General features: G+C 42.9%; 18 protein-coding genes and 1 pseudogene. 6 read left to right on the top strand and 13 right to left on the bottom strand.

All coding sequences use genetic code 11. The annotated features are described in order from the left end of the window. Positions 1-73: 73 nt before the first annotated feature. Positions 74-1,177 (top strand): mechanosensitive ion channel family protein, encoded by a 1,104-nt coding sequence (locus tag OO774_RS18905; protein ID WP_264908341.1) that lies wholly within the window; start codon positions 74-76, stop codon positions 1,175-1,177. Positions 1,178-1,237: 60 nt separating this feature from the next. Here OO774_RS18905 and OO774_RS18900 read toward each other — a convergent pair whose 3' ends face one another. The 4 genes from OO774_RS18900 to OO774_RS18885 form a co-directional block, all read right to left on the bottom strand. Beyond that, positions 1,238-1,957, bottom strand: coding sequence for a carbonic anhydrase (locus OO774_RS18900; RefSeq protein ID WP_264908339.1), 720 nt, complete (start codon positions 1,955-1,957; stop codon positions 1,238-1,240). 354 nt (positions 1,958-2,311) lie between these two features. Continuing rightward, entirely contained in the window at positions 2,312-2,515 is a 204-nt protein-coding gene (locus OO774_RS18895; RefSeq protein ID WP_264908337.1) for a cold-shock protein, read from the bottom strand. A gap of 949 nt (positions 2,516-3,464) precedes the next feature. After that, the gene (gene feoB, locus OO774_RS18890; protein ID WP_264908335.1) at positions 3,465-5,972 is read right to left on the bottom strand and encodes a ferrous iron transport protein B; all 2,508 of its coding nucleotides are present in this window, start codon (positions 5,970-5,972) and stop codon (positions 3,465-3,467) included. Between the two features lie 20 nt (positions 5,973-5,992). Further along, positions 5,993-6,226 (bottom strand): FeoA family protein, encoded by a 234-nt coding sequence (locus tag OO774_RS18885; protein WP_264908333.1) that lies wholly within the window; start codon positions 6,224-6,226, stop codon positions 5,993-5,995. 240 nt (positions 6,227-6,466) lie between these two features. On the opposite strand from OO774_RS18885, the gene OO774_RS18880 reads away from it, so the two are divergent. Both OO774_RS18880 and OO774_RS18875 read left to right on the top strand, forming a co-directional pair. Continuing rightward, positions 6,467-6,778, top strand: a complete 312-nt coding sequence (locus tag OO774_RS18880; protein ID WP_264908332.1) for a hypothetical protein — start codon at positions 6,467-6,469, stop codon at positions 6,776-6,778. 33 nt (positions 6,779-6,811) lie between these two features. Further along, positions 6,812-7,597: a DUF4198 domain-containing protein gene (locus OO774_RS18875; protein WP_264908330.1), complete on the top strand. Its 786-nt coding sequence runs from the start codon at positions 6,812-6,814 to the stop codon at positions 7,595-7,597. A gap of 292 nt (positions 7,598-7,889) precedes the next feature. Here the strand turns inward: OO774_RS18875 and tdh are convergent, their stop codons facing one another. The 5 genes from tdh to OO774_RS18850 all read right to left on the bottom strand — a co-directional run bounded on the left by tdh (position 7,890) and on the right by OO774_RS18850 (position 15,108). Continuing rightward, a complete protein-coding gene (gene tdh / locus OO774_RS18870) occupies positions 7,890-8,921 on the bottom strand; it encodes an L-threonine 3-dehydrogenase (RefSeq protein WP_264908328.1) in 1,032 nt (343 codons plus the stop codon). A 45-nt stretch (positions 8,922-8,966) separates the two neighbouring features. Then, positions 8,967-10,160 (bottom strand): glycine C-acetyltransferase, encoded by a 1,194-nt coding sequence (locus tag OO774_RS18865; RefSeq protein ID WP_264908326.1) that lies wholly within the window; start codon positions 10,158-10,160, stop codon positions 8,967-8,969. A gap of 212 nt (positions 10,161-10,372) precedes the next feature. Next, entirely contained in the window at positions 10,373-12,697 is a 2,325-nt protein-coding gene (locus OO774_RS18860) for an EAL domain-containing protein (RefSeq protein WP_264908324.1), read from the bottom strand. Beyond that, complete coding sequence (locus tag OO774_RS18855; protein WP_264908322.1) at positions 12,697-13,626, bottom strand: transporter substrate-binding domain-containing protein; 930 nt, start codon at positions 13,624-13,626, stop codon at positions 12,697-12,699. Before OO774_RS18855 ends, OO774_RS18860 begins: the two co-directional genes overlap by 1 nt. Before the next feature lie 63 nt (positions 13,627-13,689). Continuing rightward, entirely contained in the window at positions 13,690-15,108 is a 1,419-nt protein-coding gene (locus tag OO774_RS18850) for an aminotransferase class V-fold PLP-dependent enzyme (protein WP_264908320.1), read from the bottom strand. A 275-nt stretch (positions 15,109-15,383) separates the two neighbouring features. On the opposite strand from OO774_RS18850, the gene OO774_RS18845 reads away from it, so the two are divergent. Both OO774_RS18845 and OO774_RS18840 read left to right on the top strand, forming a co-directional pair. After that, a complete protein-coding gene (locus OO774_RS18845; protein WP_264908318.1) occupies positions 15,384-16,313 on the top strand; it encodes a LysR family transcriptional regulator in 930 nt (309 codons plus the stop codon). After that, positions 16,306-16,689, top strand: coding sequence for a VOC family protein (locus OO774_RS18840; RefSeq protein WP_264908316.1), 384 nt, complete (start codon positions 16,306-16,308; stop codon positions 16,687-16,689). The genes OO774_RS18845 and OO774_RS18840 overlap by 8 nt, the downstream gene beginning before the upstream one ends. Positions 16,690-16,770: 81 nt before the next feature. Here the strand turns inward: OO774_RS18840 and OO774_RS18835 are convergent, their stop codons facing one another. The 3 genes and pseudogenes from OO774_RS18835 to OO774_RS18825 form a co-directional block, all read right to left on the bottom strand. Further along, entirely contained in the window at positions 16,771-17,094 is a 324-nt protein-coding gene (locus OO774_RS18835; RefSeq protein WP_264908652.1) for a hypothetical protein, read from the bottom strand. 174 nt (positions 17,095-17,268) lie between these two features. Continuing rightward, on the bottom strand, positions 17,269-17,658 hold the full coding sequence (locus OO774_RS18830) for a cytochrome b562 (RefSeq protein WP_264908314.1): 390 nt from the start codon (positions 17,656-17,658) through the stop codon (positions 17,269-17,271). 141 nt (positions 17,659-17,799) lie between these two features. Further along, positions 17,800-18,039, bottom strand: a pseudogene (locus tag OO774_RS18825) (phosphatase); the annotation flags it as partial. Between the two features lie 280 nt (positions 18,040-18,319). Between OO774_RS18825 and OO774_RS18820 the strand changes: the two are divergent. Further along, a complete protein-coding gene (locus OO774_RS18820) occupies positions 18,320-19,360 on the top strand; it encodes a serine protease (RefSeq protein ID WP_264908313.1) in 1,041 nt (346 codons plus the stop codon). Between the two features lie 98 nt (positions 19,361-19,458). Here the strand turns inward: OO774_RS18820 and OO774_RS18815 are convergent, their stop codons facing one another. Then, positions 19,459-19,746 carry a hypothetical protein gene (locus OO774_RS18815; RefSeq protein WP_264908312.1) on the bottom strand — a complete coding sequence of 96 codons (288 nt, stop codon included), beginning with the start codon at positions 19,744-19,746 and terminating at the stop codon, positions 19,459-19,461. Between the last annotated feature and the right edge of the window lie 72 nt (positions 19,747-19,818).

Here is a 19,818-nt window from a genome sequence, read left to right as displayed (position 1 = left end):
GGTTAAATTTCTGGGGTGAGTGTTTAATATCTGCTACCTTTCTCAACAAGACTCATTCGAAATAAAGTTACTTATGTCACAGTGGTTTATCGACCTGCAAAATTACGTTCAGGCACACAGTCAGGATTGGAGCGGAAGCGTCCTTTTCATCACACTTGCGAGCTTTTTAGCCTGGGTAGCCTGGCGGTTAATTCGCTCCCGCCTAGCCATTTTGGTAGAAAAAACCCAATTCCATTGGGATGATATGCTACTACAGGCACTAAAAGCCCCCGTGAGCACACTCATATGGTGTTGGCCTGCGACCGTATCACTCGGCATTATTTTAGAAAGCGAGCTAAACGACAAGATAGACTGGCTGAGCACGCTCAAGCTCATTTTAGTTATCAGTATATTGGTTTGGACCTTGATGAGGTTAATCACCAATGTAGAAGAATACGTCCTCGAACAGCAAAAACGCGACGAAACGACAGTACAGGCTATCGCAAAAGTGGCTCGCTTGTTCTTCGCGACGCTGGGTATTCTCACGATCATGCAGGCATTTGGCCTTTCTCTGTCCGGTTTGCTCACTTTTGGTGGTGTCGGTGGCTTGATTGTGGGTTTAGCCGCCAAAGATTTACTGTCTAACTTCTTTGGTGGTTTGATGATCTATTTCGACCGTCCATTTAAAGTCGGGGATTGGGTTCGCTCACCAGACAGAGAGATTGAAGGTACCGTTGAACGTATTGGGTGGCGCATGACGATTATTCGCACGTTTGATAAACGCCCTCTGTACGTACCAAACTCGGTTTTCAGTAATATCGTGGTAGAAAACCCGTCTCGAATGCTCAACCGACGCATCTATGAAAAGATTGGCCTTCGCTATGATGACGCTGAAAAAGTGCCGGAGATCATTACCGCAATCAAAGAGATGCTAAAGACTCACAAAGACATCGACGCTCGTCAAACGCTGATTGTGAACTTTGATTCTTTTGGGCCATCGTCGTTAAACTTCTTTATTTATACCTTCACGAAGACGGTCAACTGGGTGCGCTACCACGAGGTGAAACAAGATGTCTTATTGCAAGTGATCACTATTATCAAAGAAAACAATGCAGACATTGCCTTCCCGACTCAAACGCTTAAGTTAGATCCAATTCAAATGGCCAATCAGACAGAACAAGACGACAGCGTTTTTTAACATTAAATAAAGCGAAGCCCACTCAATTGAGTGGGCTTTTTGCATCCTGATTTAAATACACTATTGAGTGGTTAAAACCATACGCGCATTCAATGGCTGAACTGGACGATTGTTCTCACCCATTACATTTTCAAACTTTTTGATTTGCTCGGCAGAGATCGTCTGCGGATCTTTAATCACTAACCAACGTACGCCTTCTGAACACGGCGGTGTCGTCAATGAACCATTGAAACGGTAATAGTCTTTGTCACTAGGGATAAGTGCACTCGCATCAAATGGCGCGCTAATTGTAACGTTGTTGTCTTTTTCAGGAACAGTCTCAAGCAAGTTGGTAAGCGCAGGGTTGGCATCACCTTCTTCAAAAAATACCGCTACCACCGCAAGGTTCCCTTGCTCATCAGCATGAACGTAGTGCGCCTCTAACGGGTAAGATTTACCATCAACATGATTTTCTGACGGGGTATGGAAGTGAAATTGCTTAAGGTTAAATGACTTTCCGTCAACAAGCAGATTGTTGTCGCCTTCTAGACTCGTTTGTAGCGTATGGCCATTGTTTGTCAGTGAAATAGCTTTACCATTGTAATCTAATTCCAGCTTGGCCAATTCCGCCTCAACCGCAGACTGAATATCAATTGGGCTTTGGTTTTTACCCTGAGCACATTCAGAAGCAAATTCCCCCCAATGTTCAGGGCCATGGTTACCCTCATATCCCCAATTTTCAGCCTGGGCAGTACCAACCAATGCCAGTGATAAACCTAACGCCATAAGTGACTTGTTCATTCTGTTACCTTATTCCATCAAGTGAAGTATTTAAACTCCGTTATACTAATCCCAGCGAGACCGATCGGAATAGTCTGAAAACTATGATTACGAACAAACTATGGAAGCAACCCCTCTGACCTTGTAATCGATAATTCTCCTACCTGTTACAGGTTCACTGCACATCACACAAAACCAAGTCAATAAACTACCTATGCCTAAAGCTAAGGACGAAAAGGAACAACCGCACATGCTAAGTATGTCAACGCACAATCTAGAACAATGATTTTAAGTGCGTGAAGCTAAAAAGCAGACCCATAACGAAATTTAATGAGCCTGCTTGCTGAACGAATTATGTATCAATACTCGACTCACCTATAAAGGCTTAACGTTGGTTGCACAGGGACCTTTCTGCCCTTGCCCCACTTCATATTCTACTTTCTGACCATCACTCAGCGATTTATAACCACTCATTTTAATTTCAGAGTGATGGACGAATAAATCTTTACTGCCATCATCTGGGGTGATGAAGCCAAATCCCTTATCCCCATTGAACCACTTAACTATTCCTGTACTCATATTCTCAATCTTCATATTTGGTGAACTCTGGATGGCTTACCTTGCTATCACCATCGCAAGAGCCGTTTTGTTTAAAGTTTGTATTAGCTCAAAAGAAGCTAATTGATTAAATACGAATAAAACGATCAGTAACCATTAGCTTAGTATGGACACTAGACAAAGAAATTGCTGAAAATAATTGGAATGACTGTTGTAAAAAAAGCAGATACTCACGAAACTGCCGCGTCTGAGAGCCAGTCATTCTCGCTGAACCAGGCATCTCGAGGTTATTTAGGTATAAGTGCTATATTTTCATATGCCGCTTATTTAACATTAAATTATGGGGCGAGTGTCACACCAATAGCTCAAAGTACAAACTAAGCTGTTGTATATAACTAAATTTCATACCGAATAAGGTATGCAACAATTTTTGTCAGTTCGTCAGTAGGTTAATTTATATGCAGCTTTATGGGTCGTGCCCTTATTGTAAGAAGAAAACGGTGTTTAATCGTATACACCGGACATTTATGGAAAGAGTTTTTCGAAGCAACTATTTAAAGTATGAGTGTGTAAGTTGTTCAGCAGAAGTCTTTTCTCACCGAACTCAGAGAGACATAGTGCTACATCGAGACGGGATATTAAATGAACATGGAAGCTTAGATGAACAATGAGAGTACCAGTACCGTTCAAACTGAATGGTTGTACCCTCTGCTCTGCCCACCAGAAGGCGATCGTGGTGGGCAGGTTTTTTTAATTACTAAGCTAAATCACGCTTGAGTGTAGCCGTTGCTTTCCAAGGACAACTCGGTCACGACTTTTTCTTTGGGGGGGCACTCGAGCAAGAGTCACAACCGCTTCCACAAGAATTTTTCTTTCTGAATATTCTTCTATACATGTAAAAACCTGCACCGATTACAACAATAGCGACGATTGCGATATCCCAAAACTGAAATGATTGCTCGTACATCGTTTAACTCCTTATATTCTTTACAGGAATTTCATCAGGAAGCATTTTACGTCTGATCCAGTCCTTAAAACCAAGTAGAAATAACAGCACAAATGCGAAGAAGTACACAGCCGACATCAGTTGCAGTCCGGTGAGTTCAAACGCATTACCTAGAGAGTAGACGGCGGTTGCTACCGTGAAACCTATTACTGTTGGGAGGAAAATAGATAATAACATCCACTTGTATTCACCCGTCTGAACCCTGATCATCATTACCGTTGCTAAGCATGGCGGGTACAGAATAAAAAACAAGATCAATGCTACCGCAGCTATTTCACCGTGGCCGCTCAATTCAGATGATTCACTCATACGATCTTCTAGCTTCTTGTTGCTCTCTTCATCCTGCTGAAAAAGAACCCCCAGCGTTGCTACACTGCTCTCACGGGCAGCAAATGAGGAGAACAAAGCAACATTAATTTTCCAATCAAAACCCGCAAATTGAGTAACAGGTTCGATAGAGCGTCCAAACATACCTAATAACGAGTTTTCCAAACGAAGTTCTTTCATCTCTCGACGAATGCTCTTGCGTTCAGACGTTAATTTACGCAACGCTTTATTCGCCTTCCTCGCCTCTTTATTGCCTTTAGGTGGAGCAATAATTGGGTAGAAGTCACTATTCATTGCATTAAACTTCTTACCCACTGCTTTCGACGCAGCAGCACCGTTTGCGTTAAGCTTTGCGCGTTTAAAGTCTGTATAGTAGTTGACTAATGCGGTCAGAGACTCTTCATCAAACTTGTTCTCATAACTTGTATTTTCCAACGATTTTTCAAACTTAATGACGGCAGTTTCTGCTCTTTGCTGGAAAACGTGTTTACTCTCATCGGGTAAGCCAGGAAATTGCAACAGTACAAATATAACCGTAGATACCGCTAATACAATTGTCCCTACTTTGCGAATATACATCCAGGTACGTTCAAGTGAACGGGTAACCACACTCCTCGCCGTTGGCAGGTTATAACGAGGGAGCTCCATAACAAACGGCGCAGTTTCCGTTTTCCGCAACACAGTTTTTGTCAGCAACTTAGCGACAAGCAGCGCGGCAATGATTGATATTGTCGAGATATAGAAAGTCATCACAGACTTATCTTCAACAAAAAATATGCCCAACATTAAAGTGTACAAAGGGATTTTCGCCAAACAGTTCATATAAGGAACAGTAAGGATAGTTGCTAACCTAGCTCGGTTATCGGGGATGCCTTTAGTCGCCATCACACCGGGTACGGCACAACCTCCTGCAAAAACGCCTGCCAATATCATAGGTAATGTACTTTGGCCATGGAGACCGAAGCGATGCAAGATCTTATCTGAGATAAAGGCGATCCTTGCCATATAACCGGAATCTTCCAAAATTGCGATCAACGCAAACAGGATAAGAAAGATAGGAATATAGTTAAGCAGCGTATTTGCCGAATCAACAACCCACAGACCTAAAGAGCGAACATAAGGGTCATATAGGAATCCCGCATCGGGCAGTATGCCAGCAACTATTTCTCTAAATGCTGCCAAATATGGCCACCAATAATTGGTTAGCTCGTAGCCGTATACAATAGAACTCTGGTATATGACAAATACGGTGGCGATCAAAAAGAGAGGAGCAGCAAACTTATTGAGTACGAAGCGATCAAATTTGTGCGTAAAAGACAGCTTTTCCTGACCTTGCTTAGTAAACTCGACACATTCTTCTAGAACTCGCGACACAGCTAATTGACGCATGGCGACAATGTAGTCATTGACCTGCGTGTCTAATTCGTTTGATAGACGCCTCTGCTCGCTTTCAACAACGCTTGCCAGGTTTGAGTAGCTTTGCTCGTCCAGAACAGACTTCAGCCAACTGATGGCCTCCTGATCACTTTCAAGTAAGCGCAAAGACAACCAACGAGCCGCGGGTTTATTTTCGCATTGGAGTGAATCAATTTCCTTCGTTACCTGCGAGATAGCGCTTTCAAGCAAAGGGTATGGGATAGTAAATTGGCTAGGCTTAGCCATACCAATTGCTCGCGCGATGTTGTCAACACCTTTTCCAAGTCGGCCAATACACTCTACAACAGGTAAACCTATTGCTTTCGATAGTCTGTCACTATCTATCTTTATCCCTTCAGATTGAGCAACATCCATCATGTTAAGCACAATGGCGACGGGTAACCCAAGCTCCAACAGTTGAAGCGAAAGGTGCATCGAACGGCTCACATTCGCCGCGTCCATCACGTTTAAAACAACGTCTGCGTTTTCTTCTCTCAATGCTTTACGTGCCACACGTTCTTCGAGAGAAAAACTAGTAAGGCTGTAGGTACCAGGCAAATCAATCAACTGATAGGAACCCAAATCATTAGAGAAGTATCCAACTTTCTTATCTACAGTGACACCAGGATAGTTCGCTACATGTTGCCTTGCACCTGTCAACATGTTGAACAAGGTTGATTTACCTGCGTTTTGTTGACCAGCAAGCAATATTTTCTTTCGTTGCATCATTTTTTTCCTGCTTCGCTATATCACTGCTCTACCTTCACCAAGACCGTTTCGGCTTCTGTCATTCTTATCACGACATTGGTTCGGCTCACTCTTATTTCGATTGGGTCTCCCATTGGTGCAAAGCGTACAAACTCTATGGCCATTCCCGGTATCAATCCTAAGTCCAGTAATCGCTGTCTAACAGCACCCTGTGACTGATGAGAAAAGATTACACCTTTATCACCGGGGGCTAATTTACTTAATTCTATTTTCACTATTAATCAACTGTTCGACGGAGCAATGTACTGACATTGTAAAGGTGCGTACTGGTGATAAAAATCGTTAATAAAAATAATTACCGTTTACATGATCTAAATCAATCAGAATGCAAACAATAATAGTTCTCAGTTATGATGATGATAAAGTGTTGATTATTCTATGGCAAAATTAGCGACGAACTAAATTAGCTACTTAGTTAATAAAATTAGAAACGTAGTTTTAAAAGGATAACGAAAATGAATAAAGCGACATTGACATTGCTGCTCGGTACCTTAATTCCATCAGTATCGATGGCTCACACTCCACTTTGCTCTTGTTATGACTTTGGTGACAACACTATTTTATGTGAAGGTGGTTTTTCTGATGGTTCTTCCGCTGCTGGAGTAGAGATGCTTGTGCTTGATGGTGCTGGCAACGAACTGATAAAAAGTGAAATCAACGAAGATGGTGAATTTGAATTCCAAAAACCTTCTGGTGATTACAAAGTCCTATTCAACGCAGGTCCTGGGCATTCTATAGAGATCGATGGCAAAGACATTGTTGAATAAATTTAATTACTTCAAAAACGTTTAGGGGAAAAAATGAAAAAACTTGCTTTAGCAACAGGCGTAGCTGCACTTGCTCTCTCAACCGCTTCTCAGGCTCACTTTCAATTATTGCACACACCCACTTCACAGTTAGACCAACCTACCACTCTTGACATGAAGTTAGTGTTTGGTCATCCGATGGACAATGGCCACGTAATGAATATGGGTCAACCAGAAGAGTTTTTTGTGATGTTTAAAGACAAGAAAACAGATCTTCTGAAAGACCTCAAACCAATCAAATGGGCTGGTCACGACAATGAAGCAGACGCCTACCAACTAGAGTATAAAGCACGTCGCAATGGAGATTACATTTTCGCTTTAGTACCTGCACCTTACTACGAAGGTGGCGAAGATATTTATATTCAACAGATCACTAAGCGCTATATAAACAAAGGTGGTCTTCCAACAGGTTGGGACACTCCTCTGGGCCTTAAGACCGAGATCGTACCAAAAAACAAACCTTATCAAGTATTTACTGGCAGCACATTTACTGGCCAACTTCTAAGTGAAGGTAAACCAGCCGCTGGTGTAGAGTGTGAAATCGAATTCTTGAACACAGATATTGATTCAGAAGCGAATGCATTTGGTAAAGATACTCACCGTGAGCCACCTGCATCAGCCATTGTAGCCGTGACAGATGAACAAGGTATGTTTACTTTCGGTATTCCTAAAGCGGGTAAATGGGGTTTTGCTTGTTTAGGTTCAGGGCCTGATACAGAGTTCAAGGGCAAAGAACTTTCTCAAGATGCGGTTCTGTGGATTGAAGCTCAAGATTTATAATGTCTAGAGTGCGATGGAACGCATGCGCTCCAAGCCATCATCACCATAGACACTCTTCGCTTCCGAATAGTGGTAACACCGGACTCTAGAAGGCATTATTCGATCAGTTCATGGGGATAACAGGTCAGATAAACCAAAAAGTTATTCTGCTGAAAAATGATGGGATTGGTTTATCGCTTGTCTAGAAAAGACAAAAAACCCGAGTGTTAAAGTAACACTCGGGTTTGACTTCCTTAAAGGACTTGACTGATTGGCATTACCCTTTAAGGAGCGCTTTTCTTATTTTGAATGGTCATTCCCAATCTAGGATAACTTTGCCAGACTGACCACTACGCATGACATCGAAGCCTTCTTGGAAGTCATCAATCTTGTAGTGGTGCGTGATGATTGGCGACAAATCCAGGCCAGATTGAATCAATGAAGCCATCTTGTACCAAGTTTCGAACATCTCACGACCGTAGATACCTTTGATAACCAAACCTTTGAAGATCACTTGGTTCCAGTCGATTCCCATGTCTGACGGCGGAATACCCAGAAGTGCAATACGGCCACCGTGGTTCATGGTTGACAGCATTGAGTTGAATGCAGCAGGGTTACCCGACATCTCTAGGCCAACGTCGAAGCCTTCAGTCATGTTCAACTCTGCCATTACATCTTCTAGCTTCTCTTCTGCTACGTTAACTGCGCGTGTTACACCCATCTTACGAGCAAGTTCGAGACGGTATTCGTTGACGTCTGTAATAACAACGTGACGAGCACCAACGTGTTTTGCAACTGCGGCGGCCATGATGCCGATTGGGCCAGCACCGGTGATCAGCACATCTTCACCAACCAAATCGAAAGAAAGTGCGGTGTGTACAGCGTTACCAAACGGGTCGAAGATTGATGCTAGATCGTCAGAGATCTCATCTGGAATCTTAAATGCATTGAACGCAGGGATAACCAAATATTCTGCAAATGCACCTTCACGGTTGACACCGACACCGATCGTATTACGACAAAGGTGTGTACGACCACCACGACAGTTACGGCAGTGACCACAAGTAATATGACCTTCACCAGATACGCGATCGCCGATTTCAAAGCCACGAACTTCCTGACCAATCGCTACAACTTCACCCACATATTCGTGGCCAACAACCATTGGTACTGGAATGGTTTTTTGCGACCATTCATCCCAGTTGTAGATATGTACATCTGTACCACAAATTGCCGTTTTCTTAATTTTGATCAGAATGTCATTGTGGCCAACTTCAGGTTTCTCAACCTCGGTCATCCAGATGCCTTCTTCAGGCTTTAGCTTTGATAATGCTTTAATTTTCATAATGTAACCTAAACGAAAGGTACTAAGTGCTAGCACCTAAAAGCCTTAAATAATGCCCATATCCTTACCAACTTGGATGAACGCGTCAATCGCACGATCCAATTGCTCACGAGAGTGCGCTGCTGACATTTGAGTGCGGATACGCGCCTGACCTTTAGGCACTACAGGGAATGAGAAGCCGATTACGTAGATGCCTTTTTCTAGTGCGCGTTCAGCGAACTCTGCCGCCACTTTTGCGTCACCAAGCATAATTGGGATGATTGCGTGATCTGCACCGCCCATGGTGAAGCCAGCGGCTTCCATACGTGCACGGAAATGCGCTGCGTTTTCCCACAGGCGGTCACGTAGGTCACCGCTTTCTTCTAGTAGATCCAGAACGCGGATTGACGCATTAACGATTGCCGGAGCAACCGAGTTTGAGAACAGGTATGGGCGAGAACGCTGACGTAGCCAGTCGATCACTTCAGCTTTACCCGATGTGTAGCCGCCTGAAGCGCCGCCCATTGCTTTACCAAGCGTACCTGTGATGATGTCGATACGGTCAACGACGTCATGGTATTCGTGAGTACCCGCACCAGTTTTACCCATAAAGCCAACCGCGTGGGAATCATCAACCATGGTCAGTGCACCGTATTTTTCTGCTAGATCACAAATAGCAGGAAGGTTTGCGACAACACCATCCATTGAGAACACGCCATCAGTCACGATAAGAATATGGCGAGCACCCGCTTCTTTTGCCGCAATCAGTTGTTGCTCTAGCTCTTCCATGTTGTTGTTTGAGTAACGGAAACGCATTGCTTTACAAAGGCGAACGCCATCAATGATAGACGCATGGTTTAACGCATCCGAGATAATCGCGTCTTCTTTACCAAGAATGGTTTCAAACAGACCGGCGTTTGCGTCAAAGCAAGAAGTGTAAAGAATCGTATCTTCTTTACCGAGGAACTTAGACAGTTTCTGCTCTAGTTCTTTGTGGATGTCTTGAGTACCACAAATAAAGCGTACTGACGCCATACCAAAACCATGCTCGTCCATACCTGCTTTACCTGCTTCAATCAGTGCAGGGTGGTTAGCAAGGCCTAGGTAGTTATTTGCACAGAAGTTCAGCACTTCTTCACCGGTAGATATTTTCACAGCAGCTTGCTGTTGAGACGTGATAATACGCTCTGCTTTGTAAAGACCTTCAGCCTTCACTTCTTCAATTTGCTGTTGAATCTGTTGGTAAAATGCAGAAGACATTCGCAATTCCTTCTTGATTACGTTGGCGAGTTTTTACTCGTTTTGAATTTGGTTTAGCCTTTATGTGACGGGCGTCACCGGCGATCACTTATCAATTAATTGTAGTGTAATTCAAAGCAGGAAGAGGGATTATCCCTTGAGATGGAAAAGCATTGATGAATATGAGGCACAAATATCACCAATGCTTTTCTATGGTGTTGTATTGAAAGGATTTATAGCCAACTTGGCTGTTTTAACAAGGCTTCAAATTCCTCTGCAGGTAGTGGGCGACTATAATAGAAACCTTGCCCGAACTCACAGTTTAGGTTGTTTAGGTAATCAACATGACGACTCTCTTCTATTCCTTCAGCAACAATTTCTAGATTAAGTGCTTTCGCCATCGCTACAATCACGTTGACCAATTCTCGGTCAGAGTCGTTTTCAAATACGTTTTGCATGAATGCTCGATCTATTTTCAAACGGTCAAATGGGAACTTTTGCAAGTAACTCAGTGCCGAATAGCCCGTACCGAAATCATCCATAGTTAATCTAGTCCCTAGTGCCCGTAGCTTATCTAGGATGTCCAACAGCTCTTGGTTATGGTTAAACAGCAAGCTTTCAGTTACTTCAACGTCAAACTTTTCTGGAGAAAGACCTGATTCTTTTAAACTTTGCTTAACGAACTCGAGTAAACGCTCACAATAACGAAACTGAACGCTTGAGAAATTGACCGACATAAAAAGAGGAGCGATAGTTTGCCATTGCGCCGCCTGATGACAGGCTTGATAAATCGCAAACTCACCCACTTGGTGAATCAAGCCATTTTTCTCTGCAATCGCAATAAATTCTTCAGGGTTAACAAAACCGTATTTGTCATCATGCCAGCGCATCAAAGCTTCTGCTCCGACAATCTTGCCACTCTTGAGTTCAACAATCGGCTGATAGTAAAGTTGTAACAACTGATTGGAAATGGCATTACGCAGACGACTTTCTAGATCGAGGTACCGCTGTAAATCGTGATTCATATTCTGGTTGTAAAAACAGAAAGCATCACGACCATCTTGTTTCACTCGATACATCGCCATGTCAGCGCAAGCAAGTAATTGCTCCGCAGTTTCACCATCATCAGGGAACACTGACATTCCGATACTGCTGGTTAGGAAAAATTCATGATTGTTCCACACCAAAGGCGCATCGAACGCAGATAATACACTTGAAGAAACACGTTTAGCCGCTTCACCATCAGGTAAGTCGGGTACGACTAATAAGAATTCGTCACCGCCAATTCTGGCCAATAAATCCGTTTTCCTCGCGACGCCATGCAGACGTTTTGCACTTAGCTTGAGGATTTCATCACCAACAAAATGTCCCATGGAATCGTTGATCTGTTTAAAGTGATCCAAATCGATAAACATAACCAGCACTTTGGATCCATTGCGAGAGGCACGCATCAACTCAAATTCAAGCCGCTCCGAACCATAGCTGCGGTTTGGTAAGTTTGTTAGTGTGTCATACTTGGCCTGAAACTCGAGTTCTTTTTCTGACGCTTTACGGCGTTCTATTTCATTGGTTAACTTTTCATTTTGCCGAGAGAGAAAATCTTTACGCTTTTTCTCTTCTTCTAATTTTACTTTTAATTCTATTTGATTATGGTTTGCAATAAATGCATAACACAAACCAATAACAATCATAACGGCAAAAATGCTTAAACCTAAAATAAATAAGCGAGAAGTGTAAATATCACTTTGACTTAAAGGCTCAAACCAGGCTCTTAATTTAAAATGGTATCGTTCAACCGGCACCTCAAAATATATTTTATTTGTCAGTTTTTTCAGTTGTAATGATCGCACGCGTTGTTTATCTGTAGAGTTCTTAGTTATTGAATCCCACACAACCATCTCAACGTTTTTAACATTGAGCACCATTCGACTGTAGCTATCTTCATGCTCTTGATTGGTCAATTGCTCAATCACTACATTTGTATTGATATCAGCAACAATAAAAGCGACTTGCTTACCTGAAAATTCGACTTTTTTGACCACTTGAATGAATGTGGCATCGCCCTCGTCAGACGCGTAGATCTCCTCATTATGACCTTGCTCTATAATAAGTTTATGGGCATCTATCGACTGTAAGGTTTGTTGCCCTGTAGAGATGATAATCTGTCCATCACGCCCCACCAGCGCTAACTTGTTATAAATATGACTGTTATTTATTTTCTTATTAGATATTTTACTATCAAAGCGATACTTTAGATTGATGAGACTCGCCCCTAAACCATACTCCATGGACATACCAGACGCCAAGTTGGCAAAAAATGTTTGAACGGTCTTGTCAGCGGATAAGTTCTCAATGTCTTCACTTGCAATCGTAAACAAGTTATCAAGTTTACTTGCATAATTTTTTACTTTTAAGTCTAACTCTCGATGCTGTGATTCTTTTAATTTATTTTGGCCTAGACTTGTAACAACAATAAGCATTGTCAAATAGACAGACACTAATATTGCACTTATTGTTATTATCTTTTTACTGGATATTTTTTTTACAGCCTTTTTCATTAATTTGTCTTACTTTCTTCTATGAAGTAATCATTATAAAAGTAGTAAATCGATGGGTAATATTTCTTCACCAACGTTTCATACGTTCCATTTTTTTTAATTAAGTTCAAGTAACTGTCAAATGCTTCACGTAGTTCTGGTGAATTTTTCCGAAATGCCACAGCCATCTTTTGGTTTTCTGATATTGGACCAATCACTTTTATTTCACCTGGCCATTTCTCAAGTGCGATAAGTGTGTCAGCGACATCTAACAAGGTACTTTCAGCATCGTTCTTCATGATAGCTGGAACCATCTCGTTAAGAAGGCGGTGACCATCCGGAAGAATGACTTTAGCACCCGTGTCGTATAAATCATAAAGATTGGGATCAAGGCATGAGTGCTCCAAAGCCAGTATCTCTCTACCGTCAATCAGATTTTTTACCATATCAATATCTTCCTCAATTGAACCTGTAGGCTTTATTGGAGAAAGGGAAGAATCGGTTCTGGAGACGACCCAAACACCAGAGGGGAAGTAATCCTGTGAAAAGTCGACAACCTCAGTTCTCCAGTCGAGGATGGTCACACCATTCGCGATTAAATCACCTTCAATGGGTGTCGTTTCTCCCAATACTGCTCCTTTTTCTTGGTAATGAGCATGCTGACCATTGAGCTTTCCGATCATATTGCTCCACTGCGCAGGCACGTATTCATAACGTAGCCCCAATGACTGAGCGAAACCTCTAACTATGTCTACATCAAACCCTGTGAGTGTATTCATTTCACCTTGTTCGATATAAGAAACAAAGTTGGCATAAGGAACACCAATATGGCGCAAGACTCCACGCTCGCGGATCTCTTTAAGATCATTCGACCAAACCGAAGAGGACATCACGGTAACTGTTATTACCCCTATCGCTGTTATGGTTCGTTTAAGTATCTGGACTGACATAGTGAATAACCTTTATTTTCACAAAGCGCCCAATCTCGGGCGCTTACGTGATCAACAACAACCTTAGAACGAGTAGTACAAGTCCGTAATAGCTTGCACTAACCCTTCTACATCTTGCTCATCATGGAACAAGTGTGTAGAGATACGAAGCGCATACGTATCGTCTTGATCATCTTTGTACAACTTAAAGCTCGTCGTACGGATGATGTAACCGTACTCCTCGCGTAAGCGATCTCGGAACTCCGTGAGAATGTCGCCGTCCATCACATTATCAAAAAATGGGTTGAACGTCGTGATACCACTGGTTAGACCTTCTACATTTGGCGAGAAAACTTTTGCTTGTGGCAAAGCCTCAGCGAGTAACTCTTTACACAGTCCACCTAAAGCTAGTACACGCTCTTCAATTCGATCTCGGCCAATTTCATCCCACATTTTACAGCTATCGGTTAACGCTTGTTTCGCAGGGAAGTTATCGTTGCCAATATACTGAAGCTGGATCTGTTTACCTAAGTAATCAGCGTGAGAAAGAGATGAATTAATTAGCCACAATGGGTTCTCACGTTGCCAATAATCATTCAAACGTTCGCCAAGAGTATTCTCACCTTTACGTACGTATAAAATACCAGTCGCACCCGCACCACACTGCCATTTATGACCAGAACCTGCATAAAAGTCACAGTCTAAGTCGTGGAAATCAAGATCGAACATGCCAATGGTGTGAGCACCATCGATCATCGTTGGGATTCGGTATTCTTTTGCAAGATCACAAATCGCCTTAGCGGGTAAAGTCGTACCCGTTTTGTAAGTGATATGAGAGAAAACGATCAGACGTACATTATCGTTCGATGCAATGGCATCGCGGAATGCTTCTACATAATCCTCTTCAGACACCTCTTCCGTGCCAGTAAACACCGGTAATTGGATCTCAACAACCTCTGCACCAAAACGCTGTTTTGCAACGTTGAGAGGCGAAAGAGCAGCCGCGTGTTCATGGTGCGTTGTTAGGATAACGTCACCTTCTTCGAAATGCAGTCCGTTGATGATTGTGCATAAACCATCAGTGGTGTTACGGCTAAGAATGATCTCTTCCGCATCTGCGCCAAAGCCCTGTGCAATTTCTGCCGCCATATCAGTAACGTGTGGCCAAGAACCAAACTTACCTTGCATATCCCATGGGTATTTTGCTACTAATTTGTTATTTTCTTCGTAGTTTTCCAGTACATGCTTCGGCATCGAGCCTGTTGTACCAACATTCATGTACGTAGTTTTCTTATCCAAAACGAACTGTTTTTGTACTTTACGCCAAAACTGTTTATCGTTTTTTCTACCTAAACCCTGGCTGCTCCAGTTAATTTTCTGCTCTCCTGCTTGTGCAATGCCTGTGAAGGCTGAAGCACTCACACCAGCAACAACGGCGCCCGTTGCTCCTTTCAGAAAATTACGGCGGCTGCGATCAGTCCTAGTAGATTCCTTGTTGCTCATCTTTTTCATTCCTTGTCGAAATTAGCCATCATATTGTTAATTAACTGCACGTAACTACTTGTTACTAAAACATTATTACTTAATAAAACTAGACTTTAATTCGTTTCTGCGCCGTTAAGTGATCTTTATTCCATTTTTATAACAAAGTGATGACATAAGAAACAACTCAACCATCACACACCATTAAAAATATCGTTAAAGCGGGACTGACACACTTGAACCAATCTCCGTCCTACCAGAAAATACCATCATCACGCAGCACAGAACCGAAACCTATGGTTAATCCAAAACTTATCGCCCTACTTCCGGATCTCGCCTCATTTATCCTGGTGGTGAACGAAGGCAGTTTTACCGCCGCCGCTAAACAGCTTGGGGTCACCCCTTCTGCGTTGAGTAAATTGATCACGCGACTAGAGCATGCACTTTCAGTGAAGTTATTTGAACGTACCACAAGGAAGCTGCTCATCACTCAAGCGGGTCAAAAAGTCTATGACCAAAGTATTGCGATGGTTAACGCCGCTCAGCAAGCCGTGGAACTGTCCGCTGAAGATCATACAGAACCCACTGGAGCACTCACTGTTGCCGCTCCAGAAGCGTTTTTAAATTCAGTGCTTCAGCCCTTTGTTTTGCCATTCTTACAGCGCTATCCGAAGATTCAGTTAAAGTTGCGTGCTGCAGATGGAGAAATCGACCTGTTTCGTCAAGGTATCGACGTCGCCTTCAAATTGACCGATAAACCTGACGAGAATCTGGTTTTAAAAGAGATCAGCAAAACCAACTTGGTGCTGTGTGCGTCACCGGAGTACCTGGCTGAGCGCGGGATGCCGGTTCACCCAACTCAGCTTGAACAGCACGATTGTATTTATCTGGCAGAAAACGATAAAGACAACATTTGGTCATTTTTTAAAGAAGAGGCATTCCACTCAGTTGCAGTAAATGGACGCTACGCGGTGAACCACTCACAAATGCGTCTAAATGGCGTTAAAGCAGGGTTAGGTATTGGCATTTTTCACGACTTTGTCGTTAAAGAGGCACTAGAAACTGGAGAAGTTGTCGAAGTGCTTGCAGATTGGATGATCAAGAGTAACTATCACGGTGCGATTGCCATGCAGTACCCCCAAACGAAATACATGCCAGCGCGTTTGCGTGTATTTATCGATTTCGTCAATGAACACTTGGTCACAAAGGAACCTAACCATGTTTAATGCGATTCATCATGTCGCCATCATATGTAACGATTACCCAACGTCTAAGCACTTTTATACCGAAATTTTAGGCCTGCCAATCATCGCGGAAAACTACCGTGAAGCGCGGGATTCTTACAAACTCGATCTCGCACTGCCTGATGGCAGTCAAATTGAACTATTCAGCTTTCCGGGTGCCCCAGAGCGTCCAAGTTTTCCAGAAGCTCAAGGCTTACGTCATCTGGCTTTCCAAGTTGATGACATTGAAGAGGCCAAAGCATACCTTGAATCAAAAAATATCGACGTAGAACCTATTCGGATAGATGAATTCACTGGTAAAGCATTTACGTTCTTCCAAGATCCGGACCGATTGCCTTTGGAGCTATATCAGAAGTAAGCATTGAGGTAGGAAAGCTGAAGTGTATTAAAGGAGTTCTGAGAGTATTTAAAGTGCATCAGAGTGATGCTTGATTTTTCTTCAGGCAATCAATGGGGGCGCCCGTGGAATTGGCGTTTCAAATCGTACACTTAGAGCCAAAAAAGTGTAACGGTCAGAAATAACCGAGCTCAGTCGTTGAAGTAAAGGTGTAGTTGGAAGTGAGTTGTGATGAAAGGGTGAAAAGTAACTGAATGGACAGGGTTTCCCCTTATGGGTAACGGAGTTGTCTCCCTCTTCAACCTGTATCAATTCAAAGCCGTTAAGCGTACATAGCGTCGCCCATACACCCATGCTGTTACCATGTGCATTTATAACAGGCATCAGGGTTACCAGCACCCAACTCAAGGCACTAACAAACAACATGGAGCGATAAAAAGGAATTAATCTACGCATAACGATGACTTAACAAATTTCATACAGCGTAACCAATTCTAAGTTCAAGCTCAATAAAGGATTTTAGACTCAGCGCTATTTTGCGTCACAAACAAAAAGACCCGCAACGTTGCGGGTCTTGAAATCATGAGACGGTTAGCAATATCAACCAAATAACTTACTCCAGATACTTGGATTGCGCTTGTCGTGATACTCTTCGCGCAAGCTATCAATTTCACGCAGTTGTTGTTTGGCTTCAGTTAGTTTACCTGCATCCAAATCTGCTTCGATTTTATCGAGCGTCACTGATAGCTTGTTGAAACCTTCCAGATACGTATCAAACTTTTCTGGTGGGTAATTACCGCGCTTAGATTGCTCTACGATCGCTTGTAGGCTATCAATTGCTGACTTCATGGTTTCAACATCCGACGCTTCCGCCGCTTGTTTGAAATCCATCTTCATTTGTTTCATGTTTTGTTTTAGATCGACAGCTTCCGCCATTGCGTAGCTTGAGCCCAACGCAATCGCACACCCTAAAACTAAAGGACGTAACATCTTCACTTCTCCATTTTTAGCGCCGAATTCTATGTCGGCTTTGTTTATCACCGCCATCCAGTATTAAGGATGATTGGGATAGTTAAGCTACGCAGTGTAAAGGAAACGCGCTAAGGGTGCATTCCCAAAATGTAATCAAGTTTATGCGCTACGCATGGCATCATATTCTGCAGTGGATTCTCGTCCACGACGCTTCAAGAACGACAGGAACGGCTTAGCCGAGTGTGTAATGACACTCTCGCTTTTAATACCCACACTGTCCATCAGTTCACCAACCAGATCGAGGTTACCGACATCATGGCAAAAATGTGCGTCGCTGCCAGTGGTAAAGAAAACACCGATGTCTTTGCCTATCTGAGCGATCTCATGGCAACGTACTATAAGCGTGGCTGCTGGCATACGTGTGTGTATGGGTATCAACCTTAAATTCCATCATTTACTCTCTTAGATTTGCAGGTTATCAGGTATTGTATACACAAACGATGTCACGATGCAGGTTATCGAGCCTAAACTCACCGTACCCTCTATGAACAAGCATCAATTGATCTACTCTAATAAAGAGCTCATACAAGTATGAATAAAGAGCAAGTATGAGCAACGTTGTGCTTGTTTGGATCTTGACCAATGTGAATTCAATAACTCTAACGATAAGGATCAGGTTATGAGGTTAAATCATGTTTTGATAAGCGGGGCTTTCCTCATTTTGCCTATGACGACTGTTGCGGATGCCGATACCACCCCCTCTGAACAAGACGTCTCTGCTGCTATCATTGGCGGAGAACCAACCACGTTGAATCAACTGCCATTTTTCGCTCGTTTGATACTCCATAAGACAGGGGCTAGCGCATTCTCTAATATCTGTGGCGGTTCTATTGTGAATGATCGCTACATTTTAACCGCGGCACATTGTGTGGAGTCAGATGTATTCACCGATGGCTGGAGCACTGATGATTTGCGTGTTTTAGTGAAAAATCCGACCATGGACGACGTTTATGTCTCCGAGTTTAAAGACGTTCGCAGTATCACCATTCACCCAGAATATAATTCGGCCTCCTTATGGATTAATGATCTGGCCCTGCTAGAACTATCCCAACCTATAACTGATAACGTGCAATCCATTACTCTGCCACAGGATTTCGGTGATTACAGTGACGAAGAGGTTTACCAAATTTTTGGTTTGGGACAGACCTCAACCAATGACACTTCGAGCACAAACTCTTTGCGCTGGGCAGAAGTTGAACCACTGACCGACTCAGAATGCGCCGCATTAGTTTCAGGCTTCAACGCTCAAGAAACGTTATGTGCAAATGGGTTTGAAGGCAGGGCATATACTGGTATCTGCAGTGGCGATTCCGGCGGACCACTCACCTACGTAGATGGTAACGGCATGTATCAACAGATCGGCATCGTCAGTTACGGATCATCCATTTGTGAATCTGCAGACATACCGAGTGTGTTTACCGAAATACTTAACTACGCTTCGTGGATCGAGCAGCAAACCAGTTCTGGTGTAAAAACCAGTTATGACGCGGAGTTAGCTGCTACAGAAGATTACCACAGTGAGGGAGATTCTCAGGTATCAGAACAAGATGGCAATGATGATGGAAGCAGTGGTGGTACAGTCGGAGCAAGCTTGTTGTTTATTGGGGGATGGCTTGGTTGGATACGTCGGCGTCAATCTAACAAATGTTCGGTGACTTAAAGATAACTGCGCTCCAAGCAGTGGACGTATGCTTGACCTTTAATGTCTTGCCAAAAAGAAAAACAGCCTTCAACTGAGATCGGAAGGCTGTTTTGCTTCTAGCGACGAATATAAATCGCAGTAGTGTCTAGCGCTTTTCCTTTCGGGATTCGAAAGCCCACTTTTAACATGGTGTTATGCAGTACTTTGTTAAACAATTCGAACTCCACCGTCTCTTTGAGTTGGTTTAGTTGCTGTGTTTTCAACTCAGGGAACTTCATTAGTGCTTCTTTACGTATCGCCTTTAACTCTTCGCTATTAATACTTTGTTTGCTCAGCAATTTATTGCCAATAAAGCTTTCATAAGCACGCGCGCATTTCATCAATCTTAAAACAAATTCATTCATTGTTATCTTTCTTTTTGCTGTAGCCTGACGTTAAGAACACGTGTTTATAATGTGCTCCTGCCTTCCGAGAAG

Source organism: Vibrio sp. STUT-A11, assembly GCF_026000435.1.
Taxonomy (GTDB): Bacteria; Pseudomonadota; Gammaproteobacteria; order Enterobacterales; family Vibrionaceae; genus Vibrio.
The sequence above is the reverse complement of the archived record's forward strand: the minus strand, read 5'-3'. Positions and strand labels throughout refer to the sequence as shown.